At 60.2% G+C, this 26,267-nt stretch carries 22 protein-coding genes; 15 read left to right on the forward strand and 7 right to left on the reverse strand.

Translation table 11 applies throughout. The annotated features are described in order from the left end of the window. Positions 1-137: 137 nt before the first annotated feature. The 4 genes from moaB to AGR2A_RS04430 all read right to left on the reverse strand — a co-directional run bounded on the left by moaB (position 138) and on the right by AGR2A_RS04430 (position 4,667). Positions 138-683: a molybdenum cofactor biosynthesis protein B gene (gene moaB, locus AGR2A_RS04415; protein ID WP_072494866.1), complete on the reverse strand. Its 546-nt coding sequence runs from the start codon at positions 681-683 to the stop codon at positions 138-140. A gap of 26 nt (positions 684-709) precedes the next feature. Next, positions 710-1,609: a 4-(cytidine 5'-diphospho)-2-C-methyl-D-erythritol kinase gene (locus tag AGR2A_RS04420; protein WP_072493996.1), complete on the reverse strand. Its 900-nt coding sequence runs from the start codon at positions 1,607-1,609 to the stop codon at positions 710-712. Positions 1,610-1,615: 6 nt separating this feature from the next. After that, the gene (locus tag AGR2A_RS04425) at positions 1,616-3,508 is read right to left on the reverse strand and encodes a tetratricopeptide repeat protein (protein ID WP_167378174.1); all 1,893 of its coding nucleotides are present in this window, start codon (positions 3,506-3,508) and stop codon (positions 1,616-1,618) included. A gap of 142 nt (positions 3,509-3,650) precedes the next feature. Beyond that, positions 3,651-4,667: a polyprenyl synthetase family protein gene (locus AGR2A_RS04430; protein WP_004440110.1), complete on the reverse strand. Its 1,017-nt coding sequence runs from the start codon at positions 4,665-4,667 to the stop codon at positions 3,651-3,653. A gap of 111 nt (positions 4,668-4,778) precedes the next feature. Here AGR2A_RS04430 and AGR2A_RS04435 point away from each other — a divergent pair, with 111 nt between their 5' ends. The 12 genes from AGR2A_RS04435 (at position 4,779) to AGR2A_RS04490 (ending at position 16,850) form a co-directional block, all read left to right on the forward strand. Then, the gene (locus AGR2A_RS04435; protein WP_004440111.1) at positions 4,779-5,009 is read left to right on the forward strand and encodes a DUF2007 domain-containing protein; all 231 of its coding nucleotides are present in this window, start codon (positions 4,779-4,781) and stop codon (positions 5,007-5,009) included. 6 nt (positions 5,010-5,015) lie between these two features. Continuing rightward, on the forward strand, positions 5,016-5,816 hold the full coding sequence (locus AGR2A_RS04440; RefSeq protein WP_004440112.1) for a tRNA1(Val) (adenine(37)-N6)-methyltransferase: 801 nt from the start codon (positions 5,016-5,018) through the stop codon (positions 5,814-5,816). 90 nt (positions 5,817-5,906) lie between these two features. Continuing rightward, positions 5,907-6,773, forward strand: a complete 867-nt coding sequence (locus AGR2A_RS04445) for a S49 family peptidase (RefSeq protein WP_162699437.1) — start codon at positions 5,907-5,909, stop codon at positions 6,771-6,773. A gap of 20 nt (positions 6,774-6,793) precedes the next feature. After that, complete coding sequence (locus AGR2A_RS04450) at positions 6,794-6,988, forward strand: NfeD family protein (protein WP_004440115.1); 195 nt, start codon at positions 6,794-6,796, stop codon at positions 6,986-6,988. A 259-nt stretch (positions 6,989-7,247) separates the two neighbouring features. Next, the gene (locus AGR2A_RS04455) at positions 7,248-8,174 is read left to right on the forward strand and encodes an acyltransferase family protein (RefSeq protein ID WP_234825357.1); all 927 of its coding nucleotides are present in this window, start codon (positions 7,248-7,250) and stop codon (positions 8,172-8,174) included. A gap of 96 nt (positions 8,175-8,270) precedes the next feature. Further along, complete coding sequence (locus AGR2A_RS04460) at positions 8,271-9,233, forward strand: glycine--tRNA ligase subunit alpha (RefSeq protein ID WP_020813609.1); 963 nt, start codon at positions 8,271-8,273, stop codon at positions 9,231-9,233. A 107-nt stretch (positions 9,234-9,340) separates the two neighbouring features. After that, positions 9,341-9,724 carry a hypothetical protein gene (locus AGR2A_RS04465; protein WP_223215408.1) on the forward strand — a complete coding sequence of 128 codons (384 nt, stop codon included), beginning with the start codon at positions 9,341-9,343 and terminating at the stop codon, positions 9,722-9,724. Positions 9,725-9,843: 119 nt separating this feature from the next. Beyond that, complete coding sequence (locus AGR2A_RS04470) at positions 9,844-10,395, forward strand: LemA family protein (RefSeq protein WP_006699477.1); 552 nt, start codon at positions 9,844-9,846, stop codon at positions 10,393-10,395. 74 nt (positions 10,396-10,469) lie between these two features. After that, positions 10,470-11,747, forward strand: a complete 1,278-nt coding sequence (aroA, locus tag AGR2A_RS04475; protein ID WP_072493998.1) for a 3-phosphoshikimate 1-carboxyvinyltransferase — start codon at positions 10,470-10,472, stop codon at positions 11,745-11,747. Between the two features lie 188 nt (positions 11,748-11,935). After that, positions 11,936-13,873, forward strand: coding sequence for a DUF2207 domain-containing protein (locus AGR2A_RS04480; RefSeq protein ID WP_072493999.1), 1,938 nt, complete (start codon positions 11,936-11,938; stop codon positions 13,871-13,873). Positions 13,874-13,970: 97 nt separating this feature from the next. Next, on the forward strand, positions 13,971-16,124 hold the full coding sequence (gene glyS / locus AGR2A_RS04485; protein WP_072494000.1) for a glycine--tRNA ligase subunit beta: 2,154 nt from the start codon (positions 13,971-13,973) through the stop codon (positions 16,122-16,124). A gap of 231 nt (positions 16,125-16,355) precedes the next feature. Then, positions 16,356-16,850 (forward strand): DUF523 domain-containing protein, encoded by a 495-nt coding sequence (locus tag AGR2A_RS04490; protein WP_072494001.1) that lies wholly within the window; start codon positions 16,356-16,358, stop codon positions 16,848-16,850. 55 nt (positions 16,851-16,905) lie between these two features. Here the strand turns inward: AGR2A_RS04490 and AGR2A_RS04495 are convergent, their stop codons facing one another. From AGR2A_RS04495 to purD, 3 genes are all read right to left on the reverse strand, one after another. Next, complete coding sequence (locus tag AGR2A_RS04495; RefSeq protein ID WP_072494002.1) at positions 16,906-18,729, reverse strand: methyl-accepting chemotaxis protein; 1,824 nt, start codon at positions 18,727-18,729, stop codon at positions 16,906-16,908. A gap of 316 nt (positions 18,730-19,045) precedes the next feature. Then, positions 19,046-19,561 carry a plant virulence effector HPE1-like domain-containing protein gene (locus AGR2A_RS04500; RefSeq protein WP_022555665.1) on the reverse strand — a complete coding sequence of 172 codons (516 nt, stop codon included), beginning with the start codon at positions 19,559-19,561 and terminating at the stop codon, positions 19,046-19,048. 156 nt (positions 19,562-19,717) lie between these two features. Further along, complete coding sequence (purD, locus tag AGR2A_RS04505; RefSeq protein ID WP_072494003.1) at positions 19,718-20,989, reverse strand: phosphoribosylamine--glycine ligase; 1,272 nt, start codon at positions 20,987-20,989, stop codon at positions 19,718-19,720. Positions 20,990-21,413: 424 nt separating this feature from the next. Between purD and AGR2A_RS04510 the strand changes: the two genes are divergently transcribed. From AGR2A_RS04510 to AGR2A_RS04520, 3 genes are all read left to right on the forward strand, one after another. Then, a complete protein-coding gene (locus AGR2A_RS04510; RefSeq protein ID WP_004440134.1) occupies positions 21,414-23,738 on the forward strand; it encodes a Tex family protein in 2,325 nt (774 codons plus the stop codon). Positions 23,739-23,906: 168 nt separating this feature from the next. After that, positions 23,907-25,163, forward strand: coding sequence for an SAM-dependent methyltransferase (locus AGR2A_RS04515; RefSeq protein WP_045532680.1), 1,257 nt, complete (start codon positions 23,907-23,909; stop codon positions 25,161-25,163). 283 nt (positions 25,164-25,446) lie between these two features. Further along, positions 25,447-26,247, forward strand: coding sequence for a MipA/OmpV family protein (locus AGR2A_RS04520; RefSeq protein WP_034496302.1), 801 nt, complete (start codon positions 25,447-25,449; stop codon positions 26,245-26,247). The last annotated feature ends 20 nt before the right edge of the window (positions 26,248-26,267 follow it).

Consider the following 26,267-nt stretch of genomic DNA (forward strand, 5'->3'; position numbering starts at 1 on the left):
CAAGAGGCGCTACCGCCACTTTATTCTCAAGCCCTAAGATGGGCGAGACCTCGCCTCAAGTCGATCTCCCCCCTTGAGGGGGAGATGCCCGGCAGGGCAGAGGGGGGTAAAGCTCCACGCACCCTCGACCAAGTGCCCTAAACCCCACCAGCTCCACGCTTCAAATGCTCATCCAGCCGCGGCATGATTTCCACGAAATTACACGGCAGATGACGATAATCGAGTTGCGCCTTGAGGATGCCATCCCACGCATCCTTGCAAGCCCCCGGTGATCCCGGCAGCACGAAGATGAAGGTCGCATTCGCCACGCCACCGGTCGCGCGTGACTGGATGGTGGCGGTGCCGATCTTGTCGTAGGAAATGCGATGGAACAGCGCCGAAAACCCGTCCATGCGCTTTTCGAACAGCGGTTCCAGCGCCTCGGGTGTCACATCGCGGCCGGTAAAGCCGGTGCCGCCTGTCGTGATGACCACATCCACGCCGTCAGTGAGCGTCCATTCGCGCACCGTGTCTGCGATCGCCGCCTTGTCGTCAGGCACGATGGCGCGGGCGGCGAGCCTGTGGCCTGCCTCCTCCAGCCTTGTGACCAGCGTATCGCCGGACTTGTCATTCTCCAGCGTGCGGCTGTCCGAAACGGTCAGAACCGCAATGCCAAGGGGAATGAAGGGTCTATCGCCTGCCATGGCTTTGTCCTCGAAATATCCGGCCCTCAAATGGTCCGCGTTGCCTGAAAATACCAGCCTGGGCGCTTCTTCCGAAGCGATGTTTCCGCGTTTTGGGCGGCATCGAAGGAATGAAAAATCCCGAAACAGGTTGCCCCCGAACCGGACATGCGCACAAGGGTGGCGCCCTCCTCAGACAGCAACCCGATGATCGCGCCGATGTCAGGCAGAAGCGCCTGGGCCGGCGGTTGCAGATCGTTGCGACTTTCCGCGAGAAAATCCATCCAGCCGATTGTCACCTCGCCAACCTTGGCTGGCGTCGGCAAAGGCGGGTTGGCCTTGTTCTGCAATCGCCGGAAAATCTCCGGCGTCGAGACCGCCTTCAGCGGGTTGGCCAGCACCAGAAACAGTTCCGGCAGGTCATTGACCGGTTCGATGTCCTCGCCGATGCCGCGCGCGATCAGCGATCGGCTTTCAAGACACATAGGCACGTCCGCGCCGAGCGTCAGTGCCATGGACGAAATCCTATCCGGTGTCATCCCGGCACGCCAATGGCGCAGAAGCGCCCGCAGCGTTGCCGCCGCATCCGCCGAGCCGCCCCCTATACCTGATGCAACGGGCAGATTCTTTTCAAGGTGAATGGCGACCGGGGGCGCTGGTTGACCCATTGATGCGAGCGCGTTGCGCAGTAAATCTCTGGCCCGGGTGACGAGGTTATTGCCGCCGTCGCCGGCGTGTAGAAGATCGCCAAACGGTCCTGAGATGGAGAAGCTGTCGACATCGGCGTCTTGGATATGGATCGTGTCGCCGGCTTCGGTAAACACCACCAGCGATTCAAGCAGATGGTAGCCATCCGCCCGCTGCCCGGTGACGTGGAGTACCAGATTAACCTTGGCCGGGGCCGCCTCGACTGTCTCGGCCGCCCCGGAAATTCCCTGCATCGCCATGCGGCGTCAGGATTTCTTGTCCGGAGCAGGGGTCGCCGGGGCCGGAGGAGCCGGCGGCTGCGGCGCGACGTCCTTCTTGGCCGTATTCTCGGCATCCTTTTCGACTGGCGGCAGGCCGTTGGCGATCTTTTCCTTCACCTTGGCCTTGTCCACGTCGTCGCTGTCGCCGATCAATGCGCGGTTCCACTGATAGACCGCCTCGATCTTGCGGCCGACGCGCCAATAGGCATCGCCCAGATGGTCGTTGATGGTGGGATCACCGGCCTTGAGTTCGATTGCCCGTTCCAGTTCGGTCACGGCATCGTCGAAATCGCCGAGGCGATAATGCGCCCAGCCGAGCGAATCCACGATATAGCCGTCATTCGGCCGAAGCTCGACGGCGCGGCTGATCATCTTCATGCCTTCATCGAGATTGATGCCCTTGTCCACCCAGGAATAACCCAGATAGTTCAGAACCTGCGGCTGCTCGGGGTTCAGCTCCAGCGCCCGCTTGAAATTCGGTTCGGCCTTGTCCCATTGCTTCAGGCGCTCGTAGGCGATGCCGCGCTGGAAAAACACCGTCCAGTCGGATTTCTGCGGCACGGCGCCGATCACTTCAACGGCCTTGTCGTAATTCTCCGCCATGGCCTTGTAGTCCTTGGCATCGGACAGCACGCTGCCATAGGCGAGGTAGGAACGAATATCCTTGGGGTCGGATTCGAGGAGCGACTTGAGGTGTTTGCGTGCCTCTTCCACCTTTTCGGTCTGCGCCAGCGTCAGTCCGAGCTGCAGCTCGGAGATGCGGTACATCGGCGAGTCCTTCGGCACTTCACGATAGAAGGCGATGGCACGTTCCGGCTTCTTCATGGCTTCTGCAAGTCCGCCGAGAAGAATGAGCGTATCCGGGCTCTTCGGATCGAGCGCGCGCGACGTCTGCAGATAAAGCGTGACGATCTCTTCGGCGCCTTCGCGGTTCAACGCACCGGCGATGGAGAACATGACGCTGGCGGCGCCCTCCACGGCATTGGTGATCTGCTGCTCCGGCTTCTCACCCTTTTCGATGGACTGGCGGAGGGCTTTCAGCGGTGCGTAATTCGGCGCGAAAGTGTCGCCGACCGCGATCGCATCCAGCGCTTTCTGCTTGTTGCCGGCGGAAGCCTCCAGCCTTGCGAGCGCCATCACTGCGCGCATATAGGTATCGGAGGCGGTCGCTCCGCCTTCGCGGTCGGTTACCGCTTCGTTCAGGCTCTTGCGGGCGGCCTCGGTGTTGCCGGAAACAAGCGCGATGGCTGCCGCATTGTATTTCTGGAAGATCGAAATCCAGCCCGGGCCCTTCATGTTGTTGACGAGCGCCAGAGCCTCCTTCGGCTTGCCGGAACCCGCGCGCGCCCAGGCGGTCAGAAGCGTGTTGACCATGCGGTCCAGATCGTTCGGGCCGGAATATTTCAGGACTTTCTCGGCCTTGGCGAATTCCTTGTCCTTGATGGCGTCGAGGCCACGCACGATGGTCGTGACGCGTTCCACCGAGGTATCGTCCTTCATCGAATCGGCGATCTTGGCGCCGGCTTCGAAGTTGCCGCTCAGAAGTTCGGCGATCATCAGCCGCTGGCGGATTTCCGAGTTGGCAGGGTCGAATTCCAGCGCCTTCTTGTAGAGCGAAATTGCGGTGGGATAATCCTGATCGACATCGGCATTGCGTCCGGCGAGGAAGGCGCCGGAGAAGGTGTTGACCTTGCCGGCGTCGAACGTAACGGCCTTGTCTTCCGGTGTCGCCTTCGTCTCCGCAAAGCCGGGGCTTGCACCCGCGCCGATTGCGAGAGCGGCGGCAAGAGCCGCGCTGCAGAGAAGACGGAGTGCTGGTTTACGCCGCATGAGGGAACCTTTGCCTTTGTGCAGAAGCACGGAAAAATCAGTTTCCATTGTTTGGTCACTATAGAATGGCTTTTTTGAAGCAACCCCGCAAGAAATTATGGCCCCGGCCACAATCACGCCTCGCGGAGAGCCAAGCCCGCAACCTCGGGCGGATGCTGTGTTCCATCCGCCTTTCGCCTGGCCTGCGGCGTCAGTTCAGACGCTCGATGCAGAAGTCGATCACTTCCAGAAGCGCATTTTTCCAGGGGCTCTGCGGCAACGGTGCAAGCGCATCGCGGGCAATGGTGCCATAATGCGTTGCACGGCCTATCGTATCACCGAGGCCGTTATATTTTGTGATCAGGCCGAGCGCCTTTTCGAGGTTCTCGTCGCTGCTCTCGCCATTTTCGATGGCATTGCGCCAGAAAGCGCGCTCATCCTGCGTGCCGCGGCGATAGGACAGGATGACCGGCAGAGTGATCTTGCCTTCGCGGAAATCGTCGCCCGTGTTCTTGCCGAGATCGGCGGACTTGCCGCCATAGTCCAAGACGTCATCGACCAGCTGGAAAGCGAGGCCGAGATTCATGCCATAGGATTTCAGTGCACTGCGGGTCGCTTTGTCGGTCTTGGCGACGATGGGGCCGACTTCGGCCGCGGCGGCGAAGAGGGCAGCCGTCTTGGCGCGAATCACCTGAAGATAATCGTCCTCTGTCGTTTCCATGTTTTTGGCGACCGAAAGCTGCAGTACCTCACCCTCGGCGATGACCGAGGCGGCGGTGGAGAGCACGTCGAGCGCATCGAGAGAGCCGACATCCACCATCATGCGGAAAGCCTGGCCAAGCAGGAAGTCGCCGACGAGAACGCTTGCCTGGTTACCCCAGATGGTGCGTGCGGTGGATTTTCCGCGACGCAGATCGCTTTCATCCACCACGTCGTCATGCAGAAGCGTCGCCGTGTGCATGAACTCCACGCTGGTGGCGAGCTTGATGTGGTTGTCGCCCTCATAACCGAACATCGAGGCCGAGGCGAGCGTCAGCATCGGCCGCAGGCGCTTGCCGCCGGACGAGATGAGGTGGTTGGCCACCTCGGGTATCATCTGCACGTCGGAACCGGCCTTGGAAAGGATAAGCTGGTTCACCCGTTCCATGTCGGGGCGGGTCAGGTCGACAAGCGGCTTGACGGATGCGAGTTTGTTTTTGCTTTCTTCAAGCGGTATGACGACGCCCAAGGGACAGGACTCCAGTTCGAATTTGAATTCGACAATAAAAACTGACGCCTTGCGCGGCAAGGGGCGAATTGCCGCTAGCCATTCAAAAAGATGGGAATTTAAGGTCTATCCATGCGTGAACTGATCCGTACCAACGATGCCGTGCTGCTCTCCTTCGCCGAAAGCCTGATGAAGGATGCCGGCATCCATTGCCTCATTGCCGATCAGGCAATGAGCATTCTGGAGGGATCTCTCGGCCTTTTGCCCCGCCGGTTTCTGGTAGAGGAAGATCGGGCGGCTCAGGCCCGCCGTATCCTCATCGATGCCGGGCTCGGCGACGAATTGCGCAACGAAGAGGCTTGAACGACGGTGGACGACGGCATTTCCGAAACGATCGATGCCTTTCATCGGGGCCGGTTTCATATCATCCAGCCGAAGGGCAGGGGGCATCGGGCCGGCATGGACGCCATGCTTCTGGCTTCGCTGGTGGCGGATGACCGCCCCTGCCGGATTGCCGATCTGGGTGCCGGTGCCGGTGCCGCCGGCATGGCGGTTGCGGCGCGGCTCGAAAAGGCCAGGGTGACGCTCTATGAGCGCTCGCCGGAAATGGCGCAGTTTGCCCGCCGCAGTCTGGAACTGCTTGACAATGCAGCCTTTTCGGCCCGCGTCGAGGTGCGCGAAGCGGATGTGACGCTGCGCGCGAAAGCCCGTGTGGAAGCGGGTTTGCCCGACGATCATTTCCATCACGTCATCATGAACCCGCCCTATAATGACGCGGGCGACCGCCGCACGCCGGATGCTCTGAAGGCCGAAGCCCACGCGATGACGGACGGCCTGTTCGAAGACTGGATCAGGACCGCGGGTGCGATCATGATCCCGGGCGGGCAGCTTTCCCTGATTTCGAGGCCGCAATCAGTGGCGGAGATCATTGCTGCCTGCGGCAGCCGGTTCGGCGGTATCGAAATCACCCTCATCCATCCGCGTCCCGGCGAGGATGCGGTACGTATGCTCGTAACCGCCATCAAGGGATCGCGCGCACGGCTGTCCTTCCGCGCACCGCTCATCATGCATGAGACCGGCAGCCACGCCTTCACCCCCTTTGTTGATGACCTCAACAATGGTCGTGCGGCCTATTCCCGTAATGTAAGGGCAATCAGACCCGGCTTATAAAATCACCGTGACGCTAGCCGCATGCCATTGTGTTTTGCCCGGCGATACATACATCCGTGTCGATGAAGTCATTGCTGTGAGGATTGATTGGTGGGTTTGCTGAAGCTTCTTGTGCCGAAACGCTTTCGTAAAAAAGAGCTCGTCATTCCCGTGGTGCGCATGCATGGCGCGATTATGGCCGGCGGCAACCAGTTCCGCCCCGCCCTCAATCTCGCTTCCTATGCGCCGCTTCTCGAAAAGGCCTTCGCCGTCAAGGATGCTCCGGCCGTCGCCATTTCGCTCAATTCGCCCGGTGGTTCGCCGGTGCAGGCGCGGATGATCTATAACCGTATCCGCCAGCTTGCCGAGGAAAAGGACAAGAAAGTCCTCATCTTCGTGGAGGACGTCGCGGCCTCGGGCGGCTATATGATCGCTCTTGCCGGCGACGAGATCATCGCCGACCCCACCTCAATCGTGGGTTCGATCGGCGTCGTCTCCGGCGGCTTCGGTTTTCCGGAAATGTTGAAGAAGATCGGTGTGGAGCGGCGCGTTTATACGGCCGGCGAAAACAAGGTCATTCTCGATCCCTTCCAGCCGGAAAAGGAAGGCGACATCGATTACCTGAAGTCGCTACAGGTCGAAATCCACAATGTTTTCATTGATATGGTCAAGATGCGCCGCGGCTCCAAGCTAAAGGGCGACGAGGCGATCTTCTCCGGCCTGTTCTGGACCGGCATGCGTGGCCTCGACCTTGGCTTGATCGATGGGCTGGGTGACATGCGCGAGGTTCTGCGCCGCCGTTATGGTGAAAAGGTCAAGCTCCAGCTCGTCAGCGGCGGGCGCACTTTGTTCGGTAAAAAAGTACCTGGTGTGAATGCTGCGTTTGGCCTCGACACCCCAAGGCTGGCGGCGGGCGCCGTCGCGGGTCTTGCGGAGGTCGCCGAAGAAAAGGCATTGTGGTCGCGTTTCGGTCTATGATGTCGCGGGAATAAAGCCTTATGGCGCAGCTTATTACAATCATTCTTCTGGTGGTGGGGGCCATCATCCTCTACCGCCGCTTCGTTCGCGATGCGGAAAAGCTCTCGGCAAAATCGAAACAGCGCGAGAAGGAACGCGAGACCGGAGCGATCGGCACGCTGATCAAGGATCCCGAGACGGGGGAGTACCGCGTGAAGCGTGAGGATGAGGCGTAAGGCGCAGTCATCCCGGACAATCTCGTTTGCCAGTCCTGAAGGATTGGGGGTTAACCCAAAAATCAGCTTTTCGGGACAGCCCTGAAATTCGCCGAGTATTTTCGTCCCGATTGTGCGATTAGTGATCCACAAATTTCAGGGTGATCTGCTTTGCTTCGGCCTAAGCCGGCTGAAGTCTCGCATTGCGCAGCCGGACGGGGTAGTTTTGCAAAAAGTTCATTCCATTCAGTTTTTGCGGGCGGTCGCCGCGCTTTCCGTCATGTTTTTTCACATTGTCGGGGCTCCTCTGACGATAGGCGCCGCCGGGGTGGATGTGTTTTTCGTAATATCGGGATTTGTGATGGGCATGGTCGGCGATAAGGCGACACCCACCAAATTCCTGCGTCATCGGCTTTTCCGTATCGTGCCGCTCTACTGGGCCGTTACATTGCTCATGTGTCTTGGCGCGCTGGCAGGCGTGTTTTCCACATTCACCTTTACCATGGACCATCTCTGGAAATCTTTGCTGTTCGTCCCTTATGCGGATGCTTCGGGCCAGGTCACGCCTCTAGTGATGGTGGGCTGGACGTTGAATATGGAGATGTTCTTTTATCTCGTTTTTGCGTTGGGTCTTGCACTGCGCGCGCCCATTTCCGTGACGATCATTGTCCTGACGGGCATGGTCTGCCTGGGGCAACTGGCGGACTGGCAGTCTCCCTTCATGCAGATCTGGGCCTCGCCGCTGCTGCTGGAATTCCTCGCCGGTCTTGTCCTGTCGCAGATTGCCTTTGCGGGCGTGCGCAGCGGCGCAGCGGCCCTCGTGCTTTCTTTTGTCGGCTTCGCTTTCGCGGCCGGTATCGGTGAGCAATCCGGCCTTCTGCGCATCGCGAGCTGGGGCGTGCCAGCCTTTCTGCTGGTGGCAGGCTGTGTGTGGATCGAAAGAGCGGGTGGCTGGCCCATCGCGTGGCTGAAGCCCTTTGAAATCATCGGGGACGCCTCCTATGCGCTTTATCTCCTGCACGGGCTGGTTATTTCCGTGGTCTACAAGATCATAGCGCCGGGCCCTGCGGCGGGGATCGTGGTCGTTTTTGCGGCATTGGCTGTCTCGGTTGCCGCACATCTCCTGTTTGAAAAACCGGTGATCAGGCTTCTCAGGAAATTCGCAGACCGTGGCATCGGTGGTCAACGTGCCGAGGCCGTGGGCTGATCGCCGCTTCGCATAAAACCTTGACCCTCAGGCCACGCCGTGGCACCAGTCCGCATCCGAAGTAAGTCAATGCTTACTTGTCCTCCTAACGCCGCGATGACTGCAATGACCGATGTTCCCGACCATATGAACCCGAAGCGTTCCTTTCAGGCGCTGATCCTGACGCTCCATAATTACTGGGCCGACAAGGGCTGCGCGGTGCTGCAGCCTTACGATATGGAAGTGGGCGCGGGTACGTTCCATCCGGCCACGACGCTGCGCGCACTTGGGCCGAAGCCGTGGAAGGCCGCTTATGTGCAGCCCTCGCGCCGCCCGTCGGACGGCCGTTACGGGGAAAACCCCAACCGTCTGCAGCATTATTACCAGTATCAGGTCATCCTGAAGCCAAACCCTTCAAACCTGCAGGAACTCTATCTCGGTTCGCTGAAGGCCATCGGCCTCGACCCTCTGCTGCATGACGTGCGCTTCGTCGAAGACGACTGGGAAAGCCCGACGCTTGGCGCGTGGGGCCTCGGCTGGGAATGCTGGTGCGATGGCATGGAAGTCTCGCAGTTCACGTACTTCCAGCAGGTCTGCGGCATCGAATGCTCGCCGGTCGCGGGCGAACTGACCTATGGTCTGGAACGCCTCGCCATGTATGTCCAGGGCGTCGACAATGTCTACGACCTGAACTTCAACGGCCGCGAGGGCGAAGAGAAGATTTCCTATGGCGACGTCTTCCTGCAGGCCGAGCAGGAATATTCCCGCCACAACTTCGAATTCGCCGATACGGCCATGCTGCATCGCCATTTCATCGACGCCGAAAAGGAATGCCAGGCGCTTCTCGCTGCCGGTGCGCCCGGGGACAACGATAATCAGCGCCTGCACAAATGCGTGTTCCCGGCCTATGATCAGTGCATCAAGGCCAGCCACGTCTTCAACCTTCTGGATGCGCGCGGCGTGATTTCGGTGACGGAACGTCAAAGCTATATCCTGCGCGTGCGCACGCTGGCCAAAGCCTGCGGCGAAGCTTTCCTGCTGACGGATGCGGGCGGGCTGAACTGGAACAGGGCCGCTTGATTTTTAGCGGTAAGCTCTTGTCTAACTTTGATGATTTGAAAGGCCGTTCTTGACGGCCTTTTATTTTGTGTGGATTCGTATGGCTGAATAGCGCAATGGGTTTAACCGTGAATAATATTAGAAATTTCTGTTTTCTATATGTGCTTACACTCGGATGCGTTCTCGGTAATGGCGCGGCTGCGGAAACGACAGACTGGATGAGCGGCAACGATGCCTTTGCCCGCGCCGACAAGCTGCGTTCTTTCGGAATGATCGTCACCCGCATGGAGTGCAAGGATAGCGGCCAGCGCTCTCTCGATGTGGGCAGCGCGCTCGTCCGCATGCACTACACGCGCAATACGAAAATGCTCGACTGGGTCATAGACGGCTGGAATCATCTGGAGGGAAACAAGGAATATTGGGCTGAGCGAGGCTACAGGCTTGCCTCCTATACTCTTTTTGTCCGTAAGGTATCCGGCCTGAAATTATATTGTACCGTCTTTTATAAATAACGGGCGCTGCTTCCTGCAGCGGGTCCGTTCCGCCAAAAGCGGACAGAATGAGCGAAGCCTCATGACTTTGCGGTAATGAGCGGTTATCGTGCGCGCAACGAAGCTGGGAATCGCAATTCATGTTTATCACGCTGGCAATCATCGCGGCAATCGCGCTTTATGTCGTCTTCATCTATAACGGTCTCGTCAAGGCGCGGCAGATGAAGGAAGAGGCGTGGTCAGGCATCGACGTGCAGCTGAAGCGCCGCGCTGATCTCATCCCCAACCTCATCGAGACCGTGAAGGGTTACGCGGCCCATGAAAAGAGCACCTTCGAGGAGGTGATCAACCTGCGCAACCGGGCGCAGGCCGTACCGGCGGGAGACGTTGAAGGCCGCGCCCAGGCGGAAGGGCTGCTGTCGCAGGCGCTCGGCAAGCTTTTTGCACTTGCCGAAGCCTATCCCGACCTCAAGGCCAACACCAACTTTCTGGAATTGCAGCGCTCGCTCGAAACCATCGAAAGCGAGATCCAGATGTCGCGCCGTTATTACAATGGCGCTGCCCGCGATCTTAACGTCAAGGTGGAGAGCTTCCCGTCCAATCTCGTGGCGGGGCAGTTCGGTTTTGCCAAGGCGCCCTATTTCGAGATCGACAACCCGGCCGACCGCGCCGTGCCGACGGTGAAGTTCTAAGCACCGGCTCACAAATTCCCGCCGATATTCCGATAGCCCGGCTTTGCGCCGCATACTTTGACAAGACGACGATCATGATCGAACTGACCATCACCCCGCCCGGCCACCCGCTTTCCGGCAAGGTGGAGCCGCCCGGTTCCAAATCCATTACCAACCGTGCACTTCTGCTGGCCGGGCTCGCCAAGGGCAAAAGCCGTCTCACGGGCGCGCTGAAAAGCGACGATACGCTTTACATGGCAGAAGCGCTGCGTGAGATGGGTGTCAAGGTAACCGAGCCTGACGCCACTACCTTCGTGGTGGAGAGTTCAGGTGGGTTGCATCAGCCGGAAAAGCCGCTTTTCCTCGGCAATGCCGGCACAGCTACCCGCTTTCTCACCGCCGCTGCCGCCCTTGTGGATGGCGCCGTCATCATCGATGGCGACGAGCATATGCGCAAACGCCCGATCATGCCGCTGGTGGAAGCCCTGCGCTCCCTCGGCGTTGAGGCGGAGGCGCCGACCGGCTGCCCGCCCGTCACCGTCTGCGGTAAGGGTACTGGCTTCCCGAAGGGCAGCGTCACGATCGACGCCAACCTTTCCAGCCAGTATGTGTCCGCACTTCTGATGGCCGCCGCCTGCGGCGACAAGCCTGTCGATATCATCCTCAAAGGTGAGGATATCGGCGCGAAGGGCTATATCGATCTCACCACATCGGCCATGGAAGCCTTCGGCGCAAAGGTGGAGCGGGTCAGCAACGCCATCTGGCGCGTGCATCCGACCGGCTACACGGCAACCGATTTCCACATTGAGCCGGATGCCTCGGCCGCCACCTATCTCTGGGGCGCTGAGCTTTTGACCGGCGGCGCAATCGATATCGGCACGCCGGCCGACAAGTTCACCCAGCCGGATGCCAAGGCCTATGAGGTCATGGCGCAATTTCCGCATCTGCCCGCCGAAATCGACGGTTCGCAGATGCAGGACGCCATTCCCACCATCGCGGTTCTCGCTGCCTTCAACGAAACGCCGGTGCGTTTCGTCGGCATCGCCAATCTGCGCGTCAAGGAGTGCGACCGAATCCGCGCCGTCTCACTCGGCCTCAACGAAATCCGCGATGGTCTGGCGCATGAGGAAGGCGACGACTTGATCGTGCATTCCGATCCCTCGCTTGCGGGCCAAACGGTCAAGGCCTCCATCGACACTTTCGCCGACCACCGCATCGCCATGAGCTTTGCGCTGGCGGCGTTGAAGATCGGCGGTATCGCCATCCAGAACCCGGCCTGCGTGGCCAAGACCTATCCCGGTTACTGGAAGGCGCTCGCCTCGCTCGGCGTCGAATACTCGGAAAAGGAAACCGCTGCCGAGCCGCAGCATTAGAAGAACGGTATTGGTTTTCCGTCATTCCGGCCCTGAGCCGGAATCCAGTGCGATCAAGTCCTTGATCGCGAAAGACTCTTCAAGCCGCGCAGACGCGCGGCTGCTGGATACCGGGTCTAGCCCGGTATGACGGCAATGACTGTATTCTGAAACCGGAAACGCTCCATCCCCTTAAGGAGAAATCACCCGTGAAGACCATCGCCGCAAGATTTCTCGCGCTGTTCGTCTTCCTGGGCGCGGCCTTCCCGGCTTTCGCGGAAGAGTTCATCCGTTCGTATCATTCCGTCATCGAGGTTGCGCGAGACGGAAAGCTGACGGTGACGGAGACCATCACCGCCCGCGCCGAAGGCCAGAACATCAAGCGCGGCATTTTCCGCGATTTTCCGCTTTATGCGCTGGATGCGAATAACCGCCGCACCAAGGTGGATTTCGACGTCGTTTCGGTGGAGCGCGACGGCGCGCCCGAGAACTGGCGCACCGAAACCATCGATGGCGGCATCCGCATCTATACCGGCAGCGCCGACAGGATGTTGCCGACGGGCGAACATATCTTCCAGATCACCTACACCACCGCCCGGCAGATCCGTTATTTCAGCGATTATGACGAGCTGACCTGGAACGTCACCGGCAATGGCTGGCAATTCCCCATGGGCGAGATTTCCGCTACCATCACGTTGCCTGATGGTGTCAAGGCGACGGATACCGCCGTCTTCACCGGTCCGCTTGGCGCAAAAGGCAAGGACGCCCGCATCCTCAGTGAGGGCAACGAGCTTTTCTTCGCCTCCACTCGCCCCTTTTCGGTGGGCGAGGGCATGACGGTTGCGGTGAAACTGCCCAAGGGGGCTATAGCGGCTCCTGACACCACGCAGGAGGCGGGGTGGTGGCTGCGGGACAATCTCGCCATCCTCCTTTCGGGCGGCGGTCTCTTCGTCGTGCTCCTCTATTATCTGCGAGCCTGGTTCGCCGTGGGCCGCGATCCGGCAAAAGGCGTCGTCGTGCCGCGCTGGGACGCGCCGGATGGACTTTCCCCGGCGCTGGTCAATTACGTCGATAACCGCGGTTTTTCCGGCGCAGGCTGGACGGCGCTTTCCGCTTCGGCACTTGATCTGGCCGTAAAAGGTTATGTGGTTCTGGAGGACCTGAAGAACGCCATCGTCATCCGCCGCACGCAAAAGGCGACGGCCGACAACCTGCCGACGGGACAGAAGACGCTGCTTTCCTCCATCGGTGGGCCGGGGGAGACGCTAACCATCGACAAGGCCCATGGGGCGGAGGTCGAGAAGGTCGGCAAACAGTTTCGCGCAGCGATAGAGAAAGAACATCGCGGCAAGTATTACCGCAGCAATGCCGGCTACACCGTCTTCGGTATCTTCCTCAGCCTCGCCCTCATCGTTGCGACGCTGGTCTTCGGCGATCTGGATGAGAGCGCCATCGCCGCTGTGCTGGTCTTTGGCTTTTTTGCTTTCTTTTTCAGCATCCTTTCGATTGGCATCGGCCGGCAGTTTTCGCGCGGCGCGCCGCTGCGCAAGCGGATCGGTGGCATCGTCATGCTCGCCTTTGCCGGTTTCGTGGCGTTTTCGGCCATTGGCGGCATCGCCACGCAAATCCTGCTTGACGTTACACATGACACCAAGTCACTGGCGCTCGCTGCCATCGGCGGAATCGTGCTCACCAATGCGCTGTTCCTGTTTCTGATGGGCGCACCGACGCCGCTCGGCCGCAAGCTGATGGATGGCATCGAAGGCCTGCGGACCTATCTGACGCTGGCCGAAAAGGACCGGATGAACATGGCGGGCGCGCCGGCCATGTCGCCGCAACATTTCGAAACGCTGCTGCCCTATGCCGTGGCGCTTGGCGTCGAAAAGCCCTGGAGCCGTACGTTCGAGACCTGGCTCGCGACCGCCGCCGCCGGTGCCGCCGCGGCAAGTTATGCGCCCGGCTGGTACCTGGGCAGCAATTACGGCAGCTTTGGCGACAGGATCGGCGGGTTCTCAACCTCTATGGCAAGCACAATCGCCTCCACCATTCCGCAGCCTGTCAGCTCTTCCGGCTCCAGCTTCTCAGGCGGGGGCGGGGGCGGTTTTTCCGGCTCTGGCGGCGGCGGTGGCGGTGGCGGCGGCTGGTGATGCCTGCCGCGGTAATTTAACCGATAGCTGGTGACTTTTGCCGCTGGTCTTGCTAAGTCCGCGACACTCTTTTGCAACAGATTAAAGTCCTTATCCCATGCCCGATCTTCTGCTTGAACTTCGCTCCGAGGAAATCCCTGCCCGCATGCAGCGCAAGGCGGCGGGCGATCTGAAGAAACTCGTCACCGATGCCTTGGTGGAGAGAGGGCTGACCTATGAAGGTGCGCGTGAATATTGGACACCGCGTCGTCTGACGCTGGATATTCGTGGCCTCAACGCCCGCTCGGCCGATGTGTGTGAGGAAAAGAAGGGTCCGCGCACCGATGCCAATGAAAAGGCCATCGAAGGCTTTCTGCGTGGCGCAGGCCTCAACGATATCTCGGAAGCGCAGGTTGTTTCCGATCCGAAGAAGGGTGATTTCTACATCGCCATCATCAACAAGCCGGGCCGTCCGGCGGAAGAGATCATCGCCGAGGTGATGCCCGGCATCATCCGCTCTTTCCCCTGGCCGAAATCCATGCGCTCCGGCCCCGCTTCGATGCCGAAAGGCTCCAGCTATGCCGGTATCGAAGGCAAAGGTTCGGAAAGCCTGCGTTGGGTGCGGCCGCTGCAGTCCATTGTCTGCCTGTTCGGCCCCGAACACGATGAAACGCAGGTCATCCCGTTTGCCATCGATGGTATCGTTGCCGGTAACGTTACCTATGGCCATCGTTTCCATGCGCCGGGCCCGATCACCGTACGCCGTTTCGAGGATTATGTCTCGAGCCTCGAAAAGGCGAAGGTCATTCTCGATGCCGAGCGCCGCAAGGACATCATCCTGCACGACGCCAAGGACCTCGCTTTCGCCAACGGGCTCGACCTTGTGGAAGACGAAGGCCTGCTGGAAGAAGTTTCCGGCCTGGTCGAATGGCCGCAGGTGCTGATAGGCACTTTCGAAGAGGACTATCTGCAAATTCCCGCAGAAATCATCCGCCTCACCATCAAGACCAACCAGAAGTGTTTCGTCACCCGCAACCAGGGTGCGGAAGAGGGCCTTTCCAACCGCTTCATCCTTGTCTCGAACATCGAAGCGAGTGATGGCGGCAAGGAAATCATCCACGGCAATGGCAAGGTCGTGCGCGCGCGCCTGTCGGATGCCCGCCATTTCTGGACCCGTGACCAGGGTGATCTGCCCGATCTTGAGATGCTGAAGGACTCGGCTGCAAAATTCAGCCTCGATCTTAAAAAGCCGCTCGACCAGCGCATGGCGAAGCTCGATGCGCTCAACGTCACCTTTCACGCCAAGCTCGGAACGCAGGGCGAGCGCGTGGCTCGCATCCGCGAACTGGCGAAGACGCTGGCCCCGATCGTCGGCGCCGATGCCGCGCTGGTGGACCGCGCCGTTGTGCTGGCCAAGGCCGACCTGCGCACCGAAGCCGTCGGCGAATTCCCCGAGCTTCAGGGCTTGATGGGCCGCAAATATGCGGCACTTCAGGGCGAAAACGAAAGCGTCGCTGCCGCCATCGAAGATCACTACAAGCCGCAGGGCCCTTCCGACCGCCTGCCGGCCGATAAGGTGGCGATCACGGTCGCTCTCGCTGACAAGCTCGACACCCTCGTCGGTTTCTGGGCCATCGATGAAAAGCCGACCGGCTCGAAGGACCCCTTCGCGCTACGCCGTGCGGCGCTGGGCGTGGTGCGTATTCTGCTTGAGAAGAACGTGCGGCTGCCACTGCTGTGCGTTGCCAAGGATCCGGACCTTCTCTCCTTCTTCCACGACCGTCTGAAGGTCTATCTCCGCGATCTCGGCGCGCGTTACGATCTGATCGACGCCGTCCTGACGCCGGAATCCGACGACCTGCTGATGATCGCCCGCCGTGTCGAAGCGCTCACCGCCTTCATCACCGGTGAGGATGGCCGTAACCTTCTGGCAGGCGCCAAGCGCGCCACCCAGCTTCTGGCCGCGGAGGAGAAGAAGGGGACTGTGGTGGCGGATGGCGTTTCGGAAGAGTTGTTGAAGCTCGATGCCGAAAAGGCGCTTTATGCGGCGATCAAGACCGCGTCTGCCGATGCCGCGAAGGCTGTTGCCGGCGAAGATTTCCGCTCTGCCATGCAGGCGCTTTCGACGCTTCGCGCGCCCGTCGATAAATTCTTCGAAGATGTGCTCGTCAACGACGAGGACGCGGCCATCCGCGCAAACCGTCTGGCGTTGCTGAAGGCCATTCGCGAGGCAACTGGCACGGTTGCGGATTTCTCGAAGATAACGGGGTGATGGGGTTGGGGCAGCCGTACATGTCAGTGTGCGCGGTTCACCCCCCCTCTGTCCGACCGGACATCTCCCCTCAAGGGGGGAGATCGACCTGTGGCGAGCTCTCAGCCACATTGAACGTTTCGGGAAGAGCGGGGAGCATTCCTCTCGCCGATCTCCCCCCTTGAGGGGGAGATGCCCGGCAGGGCAGAGGGGGGTAAGCCACAGCCTCAACTCCCGCAGGATAACCTCCGATTGACCCACCCCACCTCCAAAATCCTCATCAGCGCCTGCCTCCTCGGCCAACCTGTCCGTTACGACGGCAGAGGCAAACCCTTCGCCCACCCGGCGATAGACCGCTGGCGAAGCGAGGGTAGGCTGGTGACGATCTGTCCTGAGATGGCGGGCGGTATGCCCGTGCCGCGCCCGCCGGCGGAAATCGAAGATCGTGCCTCCGGTCTCGATGTGCTGGAGGGCCGCGCCCGCGTGCTAGAGGTGACCGGCGGCGATGTCACGGCGCAATTCATTGCCGGCGCAGAAAGGGCGCTGGCCTTTGCGAGGGCCAATGCCTGCACATACGCGCTTCTGATCGACGGCAGCCCGTCCTGTGGATCGGTTGCGATCTATGACGGTTCGTTTTCTGGCGTCAAACATGCGGGCAATGGGGTGACGGCGGCGCTGCTCGAAAAAGCCGGTATTGCCGTTTTTTCACCTGCCGATATCGACCGGCTGGATGTGCTGACCCGTTAAAAGAAAAGCGCCGGAGTTCCCCGGCGCCTTTGTTCATCGATAGTCTTGCGGCGTATCACCCCGCCATGCGCAGCTCATGCGCCATGGCATGAAGCTGGTGACCGGACGACACGCGGAAGCCGCGGATGAGGTTCAGCAGTTCCTCGGTGTCCACGGCAAGCGCTTCCGCCGAAGCCGTGGTTTCTTCCGCCATGGCCGCATTGTGCTGGGTGGTGACGTCGAGCTGGTTGAGCGATGAGGAGATCGAGCGCAGCGTCGTATCCTGCTCGGCTGCCGAGTGGGCGATCTTGCTGACGATCTCGTTAGCGGATTTGATCTGGTCCGAGATACGCTTCAGTGCATCGCCGGCCTCGCCCACAAGCCGCACGCCATTTTCCACCTGGGCGGAAGAGCGGGCGATCTGGTCCTTGATCTCTTTGGCGGCAGCCGCGGATTTCTGTGCGAGTTCGCGCACTTCCTGCGCTACCACGGCAAAGCCCTTGCCAGCCTCACCCGCGCGAGCAGCTTCGACGCCAGCATTCAGTGCCAGAAGGTTGGTCTGGAAGGCGATATCGTCGATCACGCCGATGATGTTGGAAATCTGGTCGGAAGACTGCTCGATGCCGCTCATCGCCATGATCGCTTCTTCCACCACACGGTCGCTGCGCGTGGCTTCCGAGCTGACGGTGGTGACACGCTTGGCGGCGTCAGCTGCCCCTTCCGCCGTCTGGCGCACCGCGACGGTCAGTTCGTCAAGCGCTGCGGAGGTCTCTTCCAGATTGGCAGCCTGCCGTTCGGTACGCTGCGATAGCTCGTTGGAGGCCTTGCGGATTTCTTCCTTTGAGCCGCCAATGTCGATGCTCTTGGAATTTACCTTGGCCATGGCGGCATCGAGATGGGTCAGGGCCTCGTTGAAATTGTCGCGCAGCGTTGCGTAACGGTTGCCGAGGTCGCCGCAGCGCACGGTCAGATCGCCGCCGGCCAGCTTTTCCAGCGCCTCGCCGATGGTGGCGACCACACGCGCCTGCAATTCTGCCTCGTCGCGCTGCATGTCGAGGTTGTTCTGGCGCTCGGCATTGAGCTGTTGCTGCTGTTCTTCCTCACGGCGCTGCATGGCATGGCGCTCGCGTACCTTGTCCTGAAGCGAGGCAGTAGCCTTCGCCATCATGCCCACTTCGTTGGTGAGGCCAGTATGGGGAATGGCGAGCGAGACGTTTTCATTGGCGACTTCGCCAAGCGCGCGGTGAATATCGCCGAGGGGCTTCGAGATACCACGGATGACATAGAAAGCGGCTGCAAGCGCCAGCACGAAGATCAACGCGCCGATGGATAGCGCCTTCATCACCTCGCCGCGCACCTGTGCGTTCAGATCATCGATGTAAACGCCGGTCACGACCACCACCTGCCAGGGTTCGAAGGCAAGTGCATAGGAGCTCTTGGCGTAGTCATTGCCTTCCATGCCGGGCTTCGGGCCGTAGAAATCCGTCTGGCCGCCGCCATTGCGACCAAGCCGCACCAGCTCGTCACGATAAGCGAAACCCTTGCTGTCAGGCTTGCCCTTGAAGTTCTCGCCGACGCGCTTGGCATCGGGATGGAACTTCATCGTCACATCGTAATCATAACCGAAGAGGTAGCCATCCGGGGTGAAGCGTATGGCGCTGACGGTCGCATAAGCCTGCTTCATGGCCTCGTCGCGCGAAAGGGTGCCGGCCTTTTCCTTGTCGTGGAAGGATTGCAGGATGGAGATGGCCGACTGCACCTGAGTCCGCAGCATACCGTAGCGTTCCTCATAGATCGCGTCGGTGGCGGACTTCAGCTGGTAGAAGGTTGCCACGGCGAAGGCGGCCATCAGGGCCACGACGAGAACGATCAACTGACGGGAAATGGAAAGGTTCTTCATGGGCGCTCACAAGCGTTTGGCCTCGCGCGCCTCGCTTTGCCGCGCGCTGCCGGTGTTTCGGAAAAGGGAGAAGCGCATGATGCGCCGGGAACGGCCTGAAGAGCGGCATCCGCCCAAGGCCTCATGCTGTGCTGCATTGCACCATGAGATGACTTAGCAGCCAAAAATTTGAAGATATATTTAATTAGTGGAAGCTTTATCACGCCAGCCGGCGGAATAACCCCTCGGGGATTTTTAATTCCCCAAATGGTTGCTGACGACCGTGAAAAATACAGCGCGGACGCGATTGTTTGACATTTGTCATCCAACCCGCAGGTCAGTTGCCGCGCAATTGGAAGTCCGGGAAGTTGGTCGGAGCGGGCAAGGCAGAAGCGCGTGAGGGGGCCGCCGCATCGGTACTCGAAATTTCCTTCGTAGCCGCAGTGGTGGTCGTCATGTCTATGCCGCCGGGCGTCGCAGCGGTTTCCTGCGTATGCGCCGTTGGCTCCACGTCGTCATAGGTGGCGATTGCGGTGCCAGACGCTTCCTTCGGCATCCATGCCGGATTGGTGCTGACAAATGTCACGGGCGCGCCGCCGAGCCATGCTTCCGTGCGCACCAGCGTCTGCTTGCCATCCACTTCCCGCATTTCCGTGTGCTGGGTCCCGGGTTCTATGGAAGGAATGCTGTAAACCTGCGCCGCGGTTTTCTCCTTGACCTGCTGGCAACCCGTGCAGTCGCGACGGATGAAGCTGCCATTGGTGGTATGAACACCGTTGATATATTCGATGGAAGACGCCATGGCAGACCCGCCGGTCAGCACGACAATCGCTGTCAGAAGAAGACGCCGCATCGAAAAAGCCCCCAAATAACGGCGCCGCCTCGTGATACGGGCAAAGTGCGCCATTCCATGTTCGGGCAAGTATTACCGGCGTTTCGTTTCCATCGGGTCAGCAAACTTGGTAAAAATTGAACGAAATATTCGTTGCCGGCCCGTTTGATCTAAAAATCAGGCCTTTTCGCGCGCCACAGCCTGCCAGCCGATATCGCGCCGGCAAAAGCCGTTTTCCCACTCCACCCTGTCCGCCAGCGCATAGGCGTGGGCCTGCGCCTCCGTCACGGTCTTTCCAAGGGCGGTAACGTTCAGCACGCGGCCACCCGTAGCCACCAGCCTGTCGTCCTTCAACGCAGTCCCGGCATGGAACACCTTCGCTTCTTCGCTCGCTTCAGGAATATGCGCGATCGGCGTGTTCTTGTCGTATGCGCCGGGGTAACCCTTGGAAGCCAGGACGACGGTCAGCGCAGCCTCGTCGCGCCATTCCGCGTCAACCCTGTCCAGTGTGCCAGTGGCCGTGGCGTAGAGGATGGGCAGCAGATCACTTTTCAGGCGCATCATCAGCACCTGGCATTCTGGATCGCCGAAGCGCACGTTGTATTCAATGAGTTCCGGGCCCTTGGCGGTAATCATCAGTCCAGCAAAGAACACGCCGGAGAAGGGATTACCATCTTTCGCCATGCCCGAGATCGTCGGCTCGATGATTTCTTTCATGGTGCGCTCCACCATGGTCGCGGTCATTACGGGGGCGGGCGAATAGGCACCCATGCCGCCCGTATTCGGGCCGGTATCGCCATCGCCGACGCGCTTGTGATCCTGCGCGGTGGCGAGCGCCAGCGCGGTCTTGCCGTCGGAAAGGCAGAAGAAGCTCGCTTCCTCGCCATCGAGGAAGGCCTCCACCACCACTTCGGCGCCGGCCGCGCCGAAAGCGCCGTCGAAGCAGTCGTCAATCGCGGCAAGCGCTTCCGCTTCCGTCATGGCCACGGTCACGCCCTTGCCGGCGGCAAGCCCGTCGGCCTTGATGACGATGGGCGCACCCTGTGCGCGGACGTAGTCCTTGGCCGGCTCTGCGGATTTGAAACGCTGGTAAGCGCCGGTCGGAATATCGTAGCGCGCGCAGAGATCCTTCGTGAAACCCTTGGAACCCTCCAGCTGCGCTGCCGCTTTCGATGGCCCGAAAGTGGCGATGCCGGCGGCACGCAGGTCATCCGCCAGACCGGCGACCAGCGGTGCTTCCGGGCCGATGACGACGAAGTCGATTGCCTTTTCTTTCGCAAAGGCGATGACGGCAGCATGATCTTCCACGTTCAGCTCCACGAGCGTCGCATGGTAGGCGATACCGGGATTGCCGGGGGCGGCGTAGAGCGCATCAAGCAGGGGAGACTGGGCGATTTTCCACGCCAGCGCATGTTCGCGTCCGCCGGAACCGATCAACAGAACTTTCATGGTCAATACCCCTGCAAAATTCGCCAGTAACCTTGTGTCAGGGGCGTTAAGGGCAGGGGGGCGAAAGGTCAAGACCAATATGTGGCGATTGCCTCGCGTTCAGCCTGCGAACAGAGGCTGCAAATCCCTCCTCCGTCATGCCGGACTTGATCCGGCATCCAGCCACGGCGCGTCTGCGCCGTGAAAGAGTCTTAAGCGATCAAGGACTTGATCGCACTGGACCCCGGATCAAGTCCGGGGTGACGGTGTGCGGATGGTGCCGTTCTGCATCAGAAATCGCTTTTCGAGACGCCGCGGTCACTACGATGAATTGCCTGTCTTTCCCCTGAAGTCAGCCTTTCCTGTGGAATCGTTGTCGCCTCTTGTTGTCACGCCACAATCAGACATTATGGTCGCCGCTCCAGATATGACAGCAGAGACCCATATGACCGCAGACAACGCCCGCCTCGCCACGCTCATCGCCTCCGAAATCAACGCCCGCCCCGATCAGGTAAAGGCGGCGGTGACCCTGCTGGACGAGGGCGCGACCGTTCCCTTCATCGCCAGATACCGCAAGGAAGTGACGGGAGGGCTTGACGATACCCAGCTGCGCACGCTTTCCGAACGCCTTGTCTATCTGCGCGAACTCAATGCCCGTCGCTCTTCCATCGTCGATTCCATCAGCGGGCAGGGAAAGATGACCGATGAGCTGATGGTCAAGATCATGCAGGCGGGCACCAAGGCTGAGCTGGAAGACCTCTACCTGCCCTATAAGCCGAAGCGTCGTACCCGCGCCGAAATCGCCCGCGAAAGGGGTCTTGGCCCGCTTGCCGAAGCCATATGGGAAAACCGCGCCGCCGATCCGGCGAAACTGGCGGAGGCCTATGTGCAGGGAGAGGTGGCCGATGTGAAGGCGGCGCTCGAGGGCGCGCGAGACATCGTGGCTGAAACCATGACGGAAAATGCCGATCTGCTTGGCCGCCTGCGCGATTACATGCGCCAGAACGCCACCTTCCGCGCCAAGGTGGTGGATGGCAAACAGGCGGCCGGCGAGAAGTTTTCCGATTATTTCGACCATTCCGAACGCTGGGCGGCGGTGCCGGGCCACCGGGCGCTCGCCATGCTGCGCGGCTGGAACGAGGAAATTCTGACATTGACGATCGATGTCGATGCAGACGATCCCGCACCGGTGAAGCCGGCGCAGCGCACCATCGCCGCCGCCTTCGATATCCGCAATGCTGGCCCCGCCGATCAATGGCTGATGGAGGTCGCCGGCTGGACCTGGCGCGTGAAACTCTCCATGTCGCTGTCGCTCGACCTGATGCGCGAGTTGCGTGAGCGGGCGGAAGAAGAGGCGATCAACGTCTTCGCACGGAACCTCAAGGATCTCCTGCTGGCCGCTCCCGCCGGATCGCGCGCCACCATGGGTCTCGATCCGGGCATCCGCACCGGCGTCAAGGTGGCCGTGGTCGATGGCACCGGCAAGCTGCTGGACACCTCGACGGTTTACCCCTTCCAGCCGAAGAACGACGTGCGCGGCGCGCAGGCGGAACTCGCCTTGCTCATTCGCAAGCACAATGTCGAGCTGATCGCCATCGGCAATGGCACCGGCAGCCGCGAGACGGAAAAGCTGGTGGCCGATCTTCTGGCCCAGCTGCCGGCTTCCGCTTCAGGTACAAAGCCCACCAAGGTAATCGTGTCGGAGGCGGGCGCATCCGTCTATTCCGCTTCGGAGCGGGCGGCGGCCGAATTCCCCAATCTCGACGTTTCGCTACGTGGAGCAGTCTCCATCGCCCGCCGCCTTCAGGACCCGCTGGCGGAACTGGTGAAGATCGAGCCGAAATCTATCGGCGTCGGTCAATACCAGCACGATGTCGATCAGGGCCGCCTCAGCCGCTCGCTCGATGCTGTCGTGGAAGATGCCGTGAATGCCGTCGGCGTGGACCTCAACACGGCCTCGTCGCCGCTTCTGGCGCGGGTTTCCGGTCTCGGTGCCTCGATTGCCGATGCCATCGTTGCCCATCGCGATCAGACCGGTCCATTCGCGAGCCGCAAGGAATTGCTCAAAGTGCCGCGCCTCGGCCAGCGCACCTTCGAACAATGCGCGGGCTTCCTGCGCATTCCAAACGGCAAGGAGCCGCTGGATGCTTCGTCCGTTCACCCGGAAGCCTATGGCGTGGCGAAGAAGATCGTCGCCGCCTGCGGCCGCGATCTGCGCTCGCTGATGGGCGATAGCGCCACCTTGAAGTCGCTGGACCCTAAGAAGTTCATCGATGAGCAGTTCGGCCTGCCGACCGTCAAGGACATCATCGCCGAACTGGAAAAGCCCGGCCGTGACCCGCGCCCGAGTTTCAAGACCGCGACCTTTGCCGAGGGTGTGGACGAGATCACCGATCTGAAACCCGGCATGTTGCTGGAAGGTACCGTTACCAATGTGGCTGCCTTCGGCGCCTTCGTGGATATCGGCGTGCATCAGGACGGGCTGGTGCATGTCTCGCAGCTCGCCGACCGTTTCGTCAAAGACCCGCATGAGGTCGTTAAGGCGGGTGATGTCGTCAAGGTGCGAGTCGTTGAAGTGGATGTGAAGCGCAAGCGCATCGGGCTGACCATGCGTAAGGATGGTGGTGAGGCTGCGCCGCAGCCGATGCGGGAGAGGGGCAATACAAACGCCATGCGCCACGCGACAGCCAAGCCCAAAGATCGCAACGAGGGGTCGCAATCCGGTGGTGCACTGGCAGCTGCCCTGGCTGAAGCCATGAAGCGGCGCTGACCTGCGGTTGAAATGATTTTTCTGAGTAAGGCCCTGCCATACACCTCGGCAGGGCTTTTTGCTTGATGAAATCGTTCAATTTTTTTGAAATAAGACTATCTTGCAACTTATGCCGAAAGGAATACGGTCAGCAAAATTGATAAGTGAGACTTAGCAATTGGGGGTGCCATGGCGTCGTCTCTGCATGTTCTTCTCGAAAAGATAATCAAGAACGGTGATCTGACCGTCAACAGCCCCGGCGGCAGCCGCACATTCGGCAATGGTGCCGGAAAAAAGGTGGTTCTCGACTTCACCGACGAAGCCGCCATGCAGGAGATTGCCGCCGATCCGGCGCTCAAGCTTGCTGAAATGTACATGGAAGGCCGCGTGAAGGTCGCGGAAGGCGACATTTATGATTTTCTGGCGCTGGTCAAAAGCAATACGCTGAGCGAAGCCCTGTCCTTCGGCATGATCTGGCGTGGCATGGCTCGCATCATCGCCGCCCGCATCAAGATGCATCTGCCGGTCAATCACAACAAGAGCAACGTCGCCCACCATTATGATCTGAGCGCAAAGTTGTTTGACCTCTTTCTCGATGAGGACTGGCAATATTCCTGCGCCTATTTCAATCCGCCCGGCATCAGCCTCTATGAGGCGCAGGTCGCGAAAAAGCGGCACATCGCCGCCAAGCTGATGACCGAGCCGGGCCAGAGTGTTCTGGAAATCGGCTCCGGCTGGGGCGGCATGGCCATGTATATCGCCGAGAGCGCCGGAGCCGATGTCACCGGCATCACGCTTAGCGAGGAACAGCTGCGCGTTTCCCGTGACCGAGCCGCAAAACGCGGTCTTGCGGGCAATGTCCGCTTCGAGTTGCAGGATTATCGTTATCTGCCTGCCTCTAAAAAATACGACCGCATCGTCTCCGTCGGCATGTTCGAACATGTCGGGCCGACCCATTATCGCGACTATTTCGAGAAGGTGGCGGAGGTGCTTGATGACAAGGGCGTGATGGTGCTGCATTCCATCGGTCAGCCCTATCCGGCACTGGCGACCAACCCCTTCATCGAAAAATATATTTTCCCCGGCGGCTATATCCCATCGCTCGCGGAAGTGTTGCCGGCCCTCGAGAAGTCGCGGCTGCTGGTAAAGGATATCGAAATTCTGCCCATGCACTATGCCCACACGCTGCGACACTGGCGCGAGCGTTTCGTGGCGCGCAAGGCGGAAGCGATAGCACTTTATGACGAGCGCTTCTTCCGCATGTGGGAGTTTTATCTGGCGGGGTCGGAAATGGCCTTCACCCACGAGAACTTCCACATCTTCCAGATCCAGATCGCCAAGGACCGGGATGCCGTGCCGCATAATCGCGACTACATTGCGCAGAACGAGGCAAAGCTGCTGGAGTTTGAGAAGACCCGGGCGCCACTGGAGAAGGTCACGTTCTGACGACGGTGTGGGTGACGAGTGACCGAATTGCTGAGAGTGTTGGCAAGCGTCTCCGCAATCTCGGTGTCATCCTCGGGCTTGTTCCGAGGATCTATCCACGATGCGTAAAGTCCTTTGGTCGCAGATGCTCGGGACAGGCCCGAGCATGACGAGCGAGAGGTTCGGCGCCGTGTCGTAAGGCTCGCAGTGGCGTCTGCTTCTTAACGCACTGGTTAATCGAATGGAAAGACAATCCCTCTAATTCTACGGACACCTGTCTGTATTGCGTTTCTGGGGTTCTTTCATGTTCAAGCCATCAGCGGCCGTTGCCGCCTGTGTCGTGTCGCTTTTTGTCGTGGGCAATGCCCATGCGGATGGCTGGTTTTCCGGCGACTGGTATCTGAAACTCGGCGGCGCGGGTTTCACTGCGCCGAAATATCAGGGCGATAACAAGAATGAATTCGGCTTTTCGCCCATCATTTCCCTCGGCCGTCAGGGGCAGGGCGCCCGTTTCACCTCCCGGAACGACAGCGCCTCCATCTCGCTTCTGGATAACGGTCCGATCAGCATGGGTCTCGCCGGCCGCCTGATTTCTCCACGTGATGAGGGTGATTCTGCCGATCTGAAGGGCATGACGCGTATCAAGCGCGGCGGCGAGCTTGGTGGTTTTGCCGAGGCTTATCCGACCGACTGGCTGCGCGTTCGCGGCGAAGTTCGTCAGGGCATCCGCAGCCACAGCGGCGTGGTCGGAGATGTCGCTGTCGATGCCTTCACCGATATCGCCCCCGGCATCCAGATTTCGGCCGGCCCGCGCGCCACGTGGGTGAGCAGCAAATACAATGAACGTTATTACGGTGTGAGTGCGGCACAGACGGCCGCCGGCGCGCCATCGCCCTATAGCCCGGGTGGCGGCCTGCATTCGGCCGGTATCGGCGCCGCCATCACCTGGAAAGTCACCGAAAATGCCGAAGTCGGCTCCTTTGCGGAATATCGCCGCCTGACCGGCGATGCCGCGGACAGTTCGCTCGTGCGCGAGCGCGGTTCGAAGAACCAGTTCATCATCGGGGTTCAGGCGAGCTACAAATTCAATTTCTCCCTGCCCTGACACGAGTGGAGATATGCTCC

Origin of the sequence: Agrobacterium genomosp. 2 str. CFBP 5494 (assembly GCF_900013495.1) — a bacterium.
In the GTDB taxonomy this organism is placed as follows: Bacteria; Pseudomonadota; Alphaproteobacteria; order Rhizobiales; family Rhizobiaceae; genus Agrobacterium; species Agrobacterium pusense.